Annotated in this window: 10 protein-coding genes; 9 read left to right on the top strand and 1 reads right to left on the bottom strand. The window is 61.7% G+C overall.

The features are described from left to right. Nucleotides 1-5: 5 nt before the first annotated feature. The 9 genes from KF814_03630 to KF814_03590 are packed head-to-tail and all read left to right on the top strand — an operon-like array spanning nucleotide 6 to nucleotide 9,591. Nucleotides 6-1,121 carry a GNAT family N-acetyltransferase gene (locus KF814_03630; protein ID MBX3235220.1) on the top strand — a complete coding sequence of 372 codons (1,116 nt, stop codon included), beginning with the start codon at nucleotides 6-8 and terminating at the stop codon, nucleotides 1,119-1,121. Beyond that, a complete protein-coding gene (locus KF814_03625) occupies nucleotides 1,118-2,269 on the top strand; it encodes a DegT/DnrJ/EryC1/StrS family aminotransferase (GenBank protein ID MBX3235219.1) in 1,152 nt (383 codons plus the stop codon). The genes KF814_03630 and KF814_03625 overlap by 4 nt, the downstream gene beginning before the upstream one ends. Then, nucleotides 2,251-3,351: a GNAT family N-acetyltransferase gene (locus KF814_03620; protein MBX3235218.1), complete on the top strand. Its 1,101-nt coding sequence runs from the start codon at nucleotides 2,251-2,253 to the stop codon at nucleotides 3,349-3,351. Before KF814_03625 ends, KF814_03620 begins: the two co-directional genes overlap by 19 nt. Continuing rightward, nucleotides 3,348-4,364 (top strand): ABC transporter ATP-binding protein, encoded by a 1,017-nt coding sequence (locus tag KF814_03615; protein ID MBX3235217.1) that lies wholly within the window; start codon nucleotides 3,348-3,350, stop codon nucleotides 4,362-4,364. Before KF814_03620 ends, KF814_03615 begins: the two co-directional genes overlap by 4 nt. Beyond that, nucleotides 4,357-5,160, top strand: a complete 804-nt coding sequence (locus tag KF814_03610) for an ABC transporter permease (protein ID MBX3235216.1) — start codon at nucleotides 4,357-4,359, stop codon at nucleotides 5,158-5,160. The genes KF814_03615 and KF814_03610 overlap by 8 nt, the downstream gene beginning before the upstream one ends. Before the next feature lie 14 nt (nucleotides 5,161-5,174). After that, nucleotides 5,175-6,065, top strand: coding sequence for a PIG-L family deacetylase (locus KF814_03605; GenBank protein MBX3235215.1), 891 nt, complete (start codon nucleotides 5,175-5,177; stop codon nucleotides 6,063-6,065). Continuing rightward, the gene (locus KF814_03600; GenBank protein MBX3235214.1) at nucleotides 6,043-7,179 is read left to right on the top strand and encodes a glycosyltransferase family 4 protein; all 1,137 of its coding nucleotides are present in this window, start codon (nucleotides 6,043-6,045) and stop codon (nucleotides 7,177-7,179) included. The genes KF814_03605 and KF814_03600 overlap by 23 nt, the downstream gene beginning before the upstream one ends. Then, nucleotides 7,163-8,311: a glycosyltransferase family 4 protein gene (locus KF814_03595; protein ID MBX3235213.1), complete on the top strand. Its 1,149-nt coding sequence runs from the start codon at nucleotides 7,163-7,165 to the stop codon at nucleotides 8,309-8,311. Before KF814_03600 ends, KF814_03595 begins: the two co-directional genes overlap by 17 nt. Beyond that, nucleotides 8,308-9,591 (top strand): glycosyltransferase family 4 protein, encoded by a 1,284-nt coding sequence (locus tag KF814_03590; GenBank protein MBX3235212.1) that lies wholly within the window; start codon nucleotides 8,308-8,310, stop codon nucleotides 9,589-9,591. The genes KF814_03595 and KF814_03590 overlap by 4 nt, the downstream gene beginning before the upstream one ends. Here KF814_03590 and KF814_03585 read toward each other — a convergent pair. Next, nucleotides 9,516-10,679, bottom strand: a complete 1,164-nt coding sequence (locus KF814_03585) for a glycosyltransferase family 9 protein (GenBank protein MBX3235211.1) — start codon at nucleotides 10,677-10,679, stop codon at nucleotides 9,516-9,518. The genes KF814_03590 and KF814_03585 overlap by 76 nt on opposite strands. Between the last annotated feature and the right edge of the window lie 24 nt (nucleotides 10,680-10,703).

Here is a 10,703-nt window from a genome sequence, read left to right as displayed (position 1 = left end):
CTGACATGCTGCAGATTGAACGAGTGACGGCGGTGCGCGATCTCATTCCTCTCAAGGAGGAGTGGGATCGTCTCGTCGCGCACTCACTCAACCCCGATCTCTACGTAACCCATGAATGGGTCAGCCTCTGGTGCGAGCACTTCGTCAAGGACGGCGAGTTATGTGTGCTGCTGGTTCGGGACGGGCACCGACTCGTCGGCGTCGCCCCGCTCATGCGGACTACCAAGACAGTGAAGGGCTTGCCGGTGCGGCAATTGGGATTCTTGCTGAACCGTTGCAATGTCCGGGGAAACTTCGTCATAGCCCCGGAGCAAGCGGATGAGTGCGTCTCCGCCATCCTAGACCACCTGGCCGATGCCAGAGCGGAGTGGGATATCCTCTCGCTCTACGGCATGTCGGATTCATCGGGCGTTTCGGAGACACTCATGCGACTGTCGTTCGCCAACCATAGGAGAGGCTGGTCGGTCTTGCCGATCGCGACCTGGGAGAATGCCATTGTTGACCTCGGAGGCGGATGGGATGCGTACTTCGCCGCCAAAACGGGGCACCATCGCAAACGCGCCAAAAAGGAACTGCAAATCCTGGAGAGTCTGGGCAGGTTGGCCTTCGACCGTTATGACGCACCGGAACAGGTGGAGGCCTATCTGGATCACTTCCTTGGCATCGAGGCGCAGAGTTGGAAAGTGCGGCATGGAGAGTCGCTGTCGGAGCGGGATGAATTCAAGGCCTTCTACCGGGAGATCATTCGACGACATGCGGAGCGTCAGGCTTGGCGTGCGTGGGTGCTTAAGATCGACGATCGGCCGATGGCGACGATTTTCGGTCTGCTTTACGAGGGAACGCTCTATGCGGAAAAGACCACCTATGTGGCCGGAGTAGACAAGGCGTCTCCAGGAAGCGGGGTGATTCGTCACGCGATCGAGCAGTCATTCCGCGAAGGTCTCGCCAAGGAGATCGATCTCGATCAGCAAACCCACTTCACCAGTCGCTGGCAGACCCATACACGTCGGCACCACCATGTGGAAGTGTTCAATTCTTCGGCCTATTCGCGAACCTTATTGGGCCTGAAACGGCTGGTGCGTCTGTGGAGGGGCCGGCGCGGGACGGGAGCGGAATCGTGACGTTGAAGGTGCAGGCCGCTCCAGTGCTGTTCGGCGAAACGTGGTCGTCCGTGGCCATGGGGATGCCCCCAGTGTTATTGGACCGCGCGATCAGCCTGCAGTTCAGCGCCAGCAATGCCCTGTGGCAAGGCCTTCGGCAGTTGGGGCTGAAACCAGGCGACCGGGTGCTGTTTCCTGCCTACCACTGCGGAGCCGAACTGGATGTCTGTGTGAAAGCCGAATTGAACATCGCGTTTTACGATGTCGATCCCAGCCTGTCGATCGATTGGACGGCCCTGCATCGGCTGGTGGATGCCCGGACGCGCGCGCTGTTCGTGATCCATTATTTTGGATTTCCCGTCGAACTGGAGCCCGCGCACGCGTTGTGCCGGGAACATGGGCTGGCCTTGATTGAAGACTGCGCGCACGCGCTGTACAGCCGGGATCTCCGCAATCAAGCCTGCGGCCAGTCGGGAGCGATGGCGGTCTATAGCCTGAGGAAGTTTCTTCCGGTTCCGGAGGGCGGAGCCCTGCGATCGGCCTCCGTGTCCGACAGCGCCGTTCCACCCCCGGCTGAAGAAACATTCAGCATGTTGCGGTTCGAGGCCCAACGGAGCGCGCATCGCGTCGGCATCCCGATGCGGCGTCGAGTGATGGCGCGGGCGGCGGGAACGGCAGGCATTCCATTCGCCTTCTGGAACAGGCTGACCGGTCGGCGAAGGCATCCGAGGGCCAATGATCCTTCGCTCGATTTTGGAGTTGCGGGCGCCGACTGGGGCATGTCGACACTTTCACGCTGGATCGTCGAACGAACGGATCACGCCGCGGTCGTTCGGCGTCGCCGGGCCAACTTCGCGGAGTTGATCGGGCGAATCGGTTCCACCGGGCTGGTCCGGCCACTGTTCACCGCCTTGCCGGACGGAGCCTGCCCGTGGCTCTGTCCAGTCGTCGTGGACGATGCCGACGGTTTGATCGACTATTTGCGCCGTCGCGGGATTGAAGCCGCTCCCTTGTGGCGCGAGACGCACGCACAGTGGCCCGCCGAGCGATTCCCTTCGGCGGGGTGGTTGAAACAGCGGGCGGTCGCGTTGCCCATCCATCAAGACTTGACCGTGGAGCATATGCAGTGGATGGCGAAGGAAATCGAGCAATGGCAACCTTCGGCGTAACCGTCTTGCACGAGGCTTCGGCCTTCGCTGGGCTGCGGGACGAATGGAACGCCCTCGTTCGCGACGCGGGGAAGTCGCCGTTCAGTACTCACGAGTGGTTGAGCACCTATTGGACGCACTATGGCGGTTCCACGCGTTTGTGCGTGCTGCTGGTGCGCGCGGAGGGCGGGCGGCTCGTCGGAGCCTGCCCACTGCAAATCCGAGTCATGGGGGCCGTAGGCCTGGCCTTCGTGTCGCGCGCGACGCTGCTGGGCGCGCCGCTGACCGATATGCAGGACATTCTGGCGCGACCAGGCTACGAGGCGGAAGTCGTCGACTTGATCACCGCCGCGATCGCTGAACAGGGAATCGACTATCTCGATCTGCCGGAATTGCCGGACGAGTCGCCTCTGCGCACCTATCGGGCATCCCTGCGCACCCTGCGTGGTTTGAGTGAAGGCCCCACCGGCAAGTTGCCGTTCGTAGCCTTGCCGAAGGGTTGGTCGGAGTTCTTGGCGACTCGGGGGACGAGCACCCAACGGAACGTGAAATACTACGGCAACCGCCTCTCGAAGAAGCACAGTCTGGAATTCCTGCCTCTGACCGATCCCGACGATATCGAGCGCGAGTTCCCGACATTCCTGGATCTCTACGCCAAACGCTTTGCCGACTATCCGCTGCTGACGTCGAAGGAGTATCGGGCGTTTCGCAGCGAGATGGCGCGGCTGTTTGCGAAGAACGGCTGGCTGATCCTGTTCGTGCTGAAGCTCAACGGACTCACCGTGGCGGCGGAACTGTGTCTGCGAGGCGGGACCACGCTGTATGCGTACAACTCCTGCTACGACGTCGAGTGGTCGCGCGAGGGCACGACGCTGATCATGCAGGCACGGGTTCTGGAGCACGCGATCTTCCAAGGGATCAGCGAATACAACTTTTTGCGCGGGGAGGAAGCCTACAAGGCACATTGGGCGACCGGTGCCAGGACACAGTATGCCCTCCACCTGCACAGACCGAGCTGGCGGGTGCAAATTGTGGAGCGTAGTCGGGGCGTTCGGCACTTGCTGACCGGTGCCGTGGCAACGAGACAAAGGGGCGCGTCATGAGCATGACGATCGAAGCCGTTGAGCTGACCAAGCACTTCACGTCACGCCTGGGGTTACGACAGTGGCTGTCGGGGGGCTCTCAACGTCAGAAGACGGCGGTGGCGGGCGTCTCGCTCTCGATCGAAGCGGGAGAGATTTTCGGTTTGCTTGGCCCGAACGGGGCAGGAAAAACCACGCTGGTGAAGATGCTCAGCACGATGCTTCGGCCTTCGTCGGGGCGGGCCGCCATCTGTGGGCATGATGTGGTAGCCGAGGGCGCCAAGGTGCGGACCCTGATCGGCCTCGTGGCCAGCGACGAGCGGAGTTTCTATTGGCGATTGAGCGGGCGAGAGAACTTGCGTTTCTTCGGGGCGCTCCACGGCATCTTCGGGAAAGAGGTGGACCGGAGAATCGATGAGCTGGTGGACGCGTTGGGGTTGAAAGACGCCGTTGAACAACGGTTCGATTCCTACTCCACCGGTATGCGGCAGCGTCTGGCCATCGCGCGCGGGCTGTTGAACGAGCCGCAGGTCCTCTTCCTGGATGAGCCGACCAAGGGCGTCGATCCGATCAATGCGCAAATCTTGCTCGGGCTGATCCGGGAACGGGTGGCGGGTACGTTTAAGAAGACCGTGCTGATGACGACCCATATTCTGACGGAAGCGGAGGAGATTTGTAATCGGGTGGCGGTGATGAATCGCGGGCGACTGCTGGCCTGCGGGACCATCGGTGAAATCCGTGAGTCGGTCCACAGCCTACAACGGTATCTCCTCAAAATCGGTGGGCTTTCCGAACAGGATGTGCGGGATTTGGCGGCGATCGACGGGATCGTGGACTGCGCCGAGGCGGTGCGCATGAACGGCATCAGGACCCTCGAGGTGACGTTTCCTCGCGATCGGGCGGTGTTTCCCGAAGTGATCGAATTCATCGTGGGGCGTCGAGGACGCGTGTTGGCTTGTACGGCCGAAGAATCGAAGTTCGAAGAAGTGTTCTGCGATTTGATCCGAGAAGGAGGCCGCGAGGAGCATGAATAGCACGGCGTGGGCATTTCTCAAGCGCGACTGTCTCATGGCCACCAGCTATCGAACCGCGTTTCTTTCGCAGATGCTGCTGCTCTTCGGGGGCGTGTCGGTGCTGTACTACGCGGGACAGGTGTTGGGACTGAGCCAAAGCCCTCTGCTCAAGAACTACGGCGGCAACTATTTTGCGTTCTTGTTGGTCGGCGTGGCCTTCGTCGACTTTCTGAACGTCAGCTTGGCGACGTTCAACGTGAGTATCCGGGACAACCAAATGATGGGAACGCTGGAGATGATCTTGCTCTCGCCAGTCAAAGTACCGGCGTTGCTGATCTACTCCTCGCTCTGGAGCTATATGCTGGCGTTGCTCCGATTTCTATTCATCCTTGCCGTGGGCGGAGCGTTTTACGGTTTTCGATTGGAGAATCCGAATCTGACCGGTGCGGGTCTGATCTTGTTCTTTTCGATCCTGTCCTTTGCAGCCGTGGGGATTCTCATGGCGGCGTTCGTCATGGTGTTCAAGAAGGCGGATATCAGTGTGGTGATGAGCCTTGCCTCCGTATTTCTCGGCGGCGTGGTCTTTCCACCCGAGGTGTTGCCGTCGTGGACCAGGCCGCTCTCGGCCTTGCTCCCGATCACCCATTCCGTGCAGGGGATGCGAGAAGCCTTGATGCGGGGAGCTTCGATCGAGCAACTGATACCGCAGATCGCGGCGCTGGCGTTGTTCGGCCTGGTGCTCTTCCCTCTCGGCTTGGCGGTATTCTCCTACGCCGTGAATTGGACCAAAGCGACCGGTACGTTGGGGCAGTACTAGAGCTGGACAACGAGATGAACGGGCGGGAAGCGGATCACGCAGGGGGAGAAGCGAAGCGCAGCGTCCGACAGCAGGTCGGAGCTTGGCTGCGCGGCGTGAACTACACGGAGCGACTTGCGCGGTACCTGGGTGCGGCCACCATGGGGAGCCGGTGGGATCGGGGGGTGGAGTTGTTGACGGAGGTGCCCGGTTCCAGGGTGGTCGTATTGGCGCCGCACATGGATGATGAAACCGTCGGCTGTGGCGGCCTCATCCGGAAGATGACGGAGTCCCGCAAGGATGTCCGCGTCCTCTTCATGACGGACGGGCGGCAGGGTGACCGCCGGTTGGCGGAGTTGTCCGGGGCGGAACAGGTTGCCCATCAGGCGGAATTGGTCGCGACGCGAAAAGAAGAGGCCAAGCGCGCATGCCGTGTCTTGGGTGTGTCGGCGGAGTATTTTTTGGATGAGGAGGATGCACGCTTGCGTTCGACCGAGACGGTAAGACAGGCGGTCTCCGCGTTGCTGGATGACGTGAACCCCGATCTTGTCCTGACCCCGTTCTTTACGGACGAGCACGCGGATCATAAGGCGACGGCGGCCATCCTGCTCGACCTGATCGCGGAGCGGCGGCCGGCGTTCATGTGCCTCGCCTACGAGGTCTGGACGCCGCTGTTTCCAAACGTGTTGGTGGACATATCGGACACCGCGGCGACGAAGCGAGAGGCGCTGCAGGCCTATCGAAGCCAGTTGAAAGACAACGATCTGGTGTCCGGCGTATTCGGTCTCAACGCATATCGGCATATGGCATTGGGCGGTACCGGTTTCGCCGAGGCCTATTGGATGGGCCGTGCGGCGGAGTTTCTAGGCCTGTATCGACGGCACGCAGGACTGCAGGAGATCCGTGACGATTCTACATATTCATGATCGCGCAGGGCGCTATGGAGGCGGAGAAGTCTACCTGGCTCAGCTGCGCGCCGGACTCAGACTGCAGGGCCATCAGTGCCCCGTCTTGTATCTCACCCCGACCGGGTCGGAATGCGATCCGGGGGAGGAGATGTGGTGCGAGCGGAAGCCCCACGGCCTGTTCAGTGGATTTGGCATGCGCCGATGGCTTGAACCACTGCTCGAGACCATCAAGCCGGATGTGGTGCATTGCCACTGTTTATTCAGTCCGGTCAGCCTGGCGTGGTTGTGCAAACGGGTGCCGACAGTGTTTACGTTGCATAGTCTGCATCTGCTCCCTCGGAGAAGCGGATGCGAGCCCATGACGGCTCTGGGGCAGTACGAGCGGTTGCTTCGGCGGGTCATGCGACCGGCGCTTCGGCGGTTGGCGAGTTGGATCGCTCCCAGCGAGGCCTTCGCGGAGGAAATTCGAGGGGAAGGTTATCAGCGGGTCACGGTCGTACCGCACTTCACGGACAAGCGGCCGTCGAGTCGGGATGATCGGACCGAGGGAGAGACCATTCTCTTCGTGGGACGACTCAGCGCCGAGAAGGGCATCGAAGTCTTCCTTGATGCGCTGCCGCTGCTTCGCGCGCAATCCTGGCGCGCCGTCGTCATCGGGGAGGGACCATTGGAGGCGCCGGCGAAACAGCGTGTCGTGCAGGAAGGACTGGCAGATCGCGTCCGATTTGCCGGGTGGTTGTCCGGGGCCGATCTGGATCGTGAGTATGAGCGGGCGGCGGTGTTGGCGGTGCCCTCGACGGTGAAGGAAGCGTTCGGTCTGGTGGGAATCGAGGCCATGGCATTCGGCAAGCCGGTAGTCGCGTTCGATGCCGGCGGAATCCGCGAATGGCTCCAGGACGGCAAAACCGGCTATCTGGTGAGGCAGGGGGATCCGTCCGATTTGGCTACGCGGATCGACGAGGTGCTGCAGCATCCGGAGCGGGCTCGGGCCATGGGGGAGGCGGGGCAACGACTGGTGGAGGAACGTTTCCGCGTAGCGCCTCACATCCACTCGCTCCTGCGCGTCTATGAGAAGGCCGCCCGAAACGGTTCGATGGGGGCGGTGCCGGAGGCCTATGCGTATCGGAATTGACGGGGTGGCGTTACAGAGCCCGTCTTATCAGGCGGGTCTCTACCAGTATACGCATCGGCTCGTGCACGGACTGAGCGAGGCGGGCGGGTCGCACAGCTATTCATTGCTGTTTTTCAACTGGCGTAGTCAGACCATAGAGGAGACCATCCATCGCTACTCCGTTGCAGCCAACGTGCAGAAGCGGCTGTGCCGTGTGCCCTTCCGCCTGTTGAGCGCCCTCGATGCCTGTTCCTTTCCGGTCGATCGATTCGTCGGCCGGTTCGATGTGTTTCACGGCCCCACGTTCCGGTTACCGCCGGGGCGTTATGCGAAGCGTTCGATGGTCACCGTGCATGATCTGAAGTTCTTGGATCCGGACCTCTATTCACCCGGAGACCGAGCCGGTGCGGAGCAGTTCCGGCGGCATACGGTCGATGCGCTGGAGAGGGCCGATGTTGTGGTCGCGGTGTCGTGCTTTACCCAGAATGATCTGGCCGAGCGCCTGAATTGTCCGAAGGAGCGCATTCGCGTGATCTATCCGGGAATCGGCGACGAGTTCCATCCCGACCAACAGGTCGATTCGATTCGTGAGACGGCGACGCGGTATGGGTTGCGGGCTCCCTATGTCTTGTTCGTGGGGTTCCATGAGGAAAAGAAAAACCTCCTCCGTCTCCTCGATGCCTTTGCCTTGCTGCAGGGGCGGGTGTCCGAGCCGCATCAACTCGTCTTGGCAGGCCCGTTCGGGCCTGTGACTCCGGCCCTGCGCCGTCGGATCGCCGAGCTACGGATGGGCAATGCGGTGTGTCTTCCGGGGGTGATTACCGCAAGCGATCTGCCGGCAGTCTACGCGGGTGCCAGGGCCTTCGCGTTTCCGTCGTTGCACGAGGGGTTCGGAATTCCGCCCCTCGAGGCCATGGCCTGCGGCGTGCCGGTCATTGCCTCGAAGGCTGCCGCCTTGCCGGAAATCGTCGGTCCCGCCGCGCTCCTTGTCGATCCGGCGGAGACCGATTCAATCGCGGATGGATTGTCGATCGTCCTCACTGACGCGACGCGTCGAACAGCGATGCGAGAGGCGGGCCTGCGTCATGCGCAGCGGTTTTCGTGGAGGAAAATGGCCCGCGAAACGATGGCGCTTTATCAGGAGCTGGCATGACGAGCAGTGCGAGCATACAACCGCATCCCACGGTCTTTCTCGTTATCGATATGCCGATCGGCGCGTATTTGCATTACTGCGTGCAACTCGGTAATGCGCTGGTGGGGACGGGCCAATGTGCCGTGAGGCTCGTGGCGCTGTTTGAGGACCGAAGCAACCCGACGGTTCCCGACGATGAGCGGCGGTTGTTCGCACCAGGCCTCGAGTTTCAAGTATTGGGGCCGGCGGGTGGGTCGAGGCTACGGCGGTATCGGCAATTCTTTACGAACTGGCGGCGGCACCTTCGCGAGATTCGCCGAGCAGGGCAGGGTATCGTCCATTTGCATACGGGCACGGGCTGGCCTTGGTTCGATACGGCGTTGCTGCTCGCGTATCGTGTGCTGCGCATCCCGGTCGTCCGCACGGTCCATGAATTGACGACGGCCGAACGGGTTGGGGCACCGACGGCTATCGAGCAGGCGTTGGGTGCGGTGCAACTCAAGCTGGCGGACGTGGCCATCGTGCATGACCAGGAGCAACGCCTGCGCCTGGCCCCGCTTCTTGGCACCAAAGATGCCGCGGTGGTGCCTCACGGCAATTATCTCTGCTTTCGCTCCGGTGCGGCGTGCGAGGAGTCGGTTCCTGACGACTCTGGCGCGCCGCTGCGGGTGTTGTTCATGGGCGTGAAGCGACATAAGGGGATCGAGGCCTTTCTGGAGGCCATGCGTCGCTTGCTCGCCGCCGGCGAGGCCGTCACGGCGACGATCATCGGCCGTGTCAACACCGGTGACGAGGATTTGCTGGACCGTATCAAGGAATTGCCCAATGTGCGATTGGAGGCCGGCTATGTTCCGAACGGGGAGATCGAGCGACAGTACCGGCGGCACGACATCGTTGCGCTGCCCTACATCAAGGGCACGACCAGCGGGGCGGTGCACTTGGCCTATGCGTTCGAACGGCCGGTGATTGCGTCCGACCTGCCGTGCTTCCGCGATCTGGTCGTCGAAGGGAAAACCGGTTTCGTTGCAGCAGCGGGCGATGCCGGGGCCCTGACGGAAGCTTTTCGTCGGGCCATTGCCGCGCGGAGCAGGCTACCGGAGATGGGAACGATCGGCTTTCAGGCGGTGAGTCAGCCGCGCTATTCCTGGGAGAGGATCGCCGGAGAGACGTTGGTGGTCTACCGGCAAGCGAGGGCCAGGCGCGAGGGACAAGCGGGGCAGGCTTCCTACCAGTCGCTTGGAGAAGATGCTGCCTCGTCACCCAACAGCGACGCGGCTGCTTCCAGAACGTCCGTGACCTGAATGTGATCGAGAGGATTCGGTCCCGGCTGCTCCAAGGTGAAGAACGGCTGGTGTTCGTAGAGATGGGATTCCCCCGGCTTATGCAAGGCGACACAAGGCCCATCGGGGCAGATGACTTGGCGCGGCGATGTGTAGCCGAAGAGCCCGATGGATGGAGTGCGAAGCCCGAGGGCGATGTGGAGCAGGCCGGAATCATTGCCGATGAACAGTGCGCAGCGAGAAATGAGCGCCGTGACTTGGGGCAGCGTGGTGGTTCCGATGAGATTGACGACTCGCGGCGAGGCAAGATGCGCTGTCAACTTCTGTCCGATGTGCCGTTCCGGAGCGGTCCCGAGCAACAGGATCGTACCGTCGTATCGTCGCAGGAGGCAGGAGAGCAGCTCCGCATAGCGCGAGACATTCCACTGGAGACGAGATTCCCACGTGGAGCCGGGGTGCAGGGCGATCAGCGGAGACAGTCTGTCGATCGGATGTCCCAAGAGCGTATCCAGAGCGGCGCATTCCGACTCCGGTACGCGGATGCGAATCTGGTTCACGCGGGGTGCGATGCCCAGTGTGCGAAGGAGATTGAGATTCTGATGCAGGATGGGTTCGTCCGGGGTCAGTGGAATTCGGACGTTGTTGGCAAAGCCGGCGCCGGAGTGGTCGAAGCCGACCCTGATCGGCGCGCCGAACAAAAATGTCAACACAGCATGCTGGAGCATGCCTTGTCCTCTGGCTGGGTTGACGATGAGATCGAATCGCTCGTTTCGGATTTGCCGTGCGAGGGCGAGCTTCGCTGCGAGCGTGCGATGGTCCTTGGTGGGGTTGTAGCCGAAGGATCGCGAAAGGATGGCGGGGTCAGGCAAGAGTCCGAAGACGGTGGTGTGGAAGGGAGAAAGGGTGCACAGCTCGGAGGCAGGAAACGTCGCCTTGAGCGATTCGAGGAGCGGAAAAATCCGAATGATGTCCCCGACCCCGCCGGCCTGGAAGACGAGGATGCGGCGCGGCGAGCGGAACTCATGCAGTGGTTTGGATGGGCCGGCCAGCGTTGTGCCGATTCCGGCGATGGCTTTGAATGCGACGTCTTTGATGGTGCGGCCCAACATGGCGCGCGAAGAGTAGTGTGAGGT

This window comes from Nitrospiraceae bacterium, assembly GCA_019637075.1.
In the GTDB taxonomy this organism is placed as follows: domain Bacteria; phylum Nitrospirota; class Nitrospiria; order Nitrospirales; family Nitrospiraceae; genus JAHBWI01.
Note: the sequence above shows the minus strand (reverse complement) of the source record. Positions and strands in the feature narration are given on the sequence as shown.

Bases quoted from the DNA above. Each gene is read 5' to 3' on its own strand.
- KF814_03630 (MBX3235220.1), top strand. From the start codon at position 6: ATGCTGCAGATTGAACGAGTGACGGCGGTGCGCGATCTCATTCCTCTC.
- KF814_03620 (MBX3235218.1), top strand. From the start codon at position 2,251: ATGGCAACCTTCGGCGTAACCGTCTTGCACGAGGCTTCGGCCTTCGCT.
- KF814_03615 (MBX3235217.1), top strand. From the start codon at position 3,348: ATGAGCATGACGATCGAAGCCGTTGAGCTGACCAAGCACTTCACGTCA.
- KF814_03610 (MBX3235216.1), top strand. From the start codon at position 4,357: ATGAATAGCACGGCGTGGGCATTTCTCAAGCGCGACTGTCTCATGGCC.
- KF814_03605 (MBX3235215.1), top strand. From the start codon at position 5,175: ATGAACGGGCGGGAAGCGGATCACGCAGGGGGAGAAGCGAAGCGCAGC.
- KF814_03595 (MBX3235213.1), top strand. From the start codon at position 7,163: ATGCGTATCGGAATTGACGGGGTGGCGTTACAGAGCCCGTCTTATCAG.
- KF814_03590 (MBX3235212.1), top strand. From the start codon at position 8,308: ATGACGAGCAGTGCGAGCATACAACCGCATCCCACGGTCTTTCTCGTT.
- KF814_03585 (MBX3235211.1), bottom strand. From the start codon at position 10,679: ATGTTGGGCCGCACCATCAAAGACGTCGCATTCAAAGCCATCGCCGGA.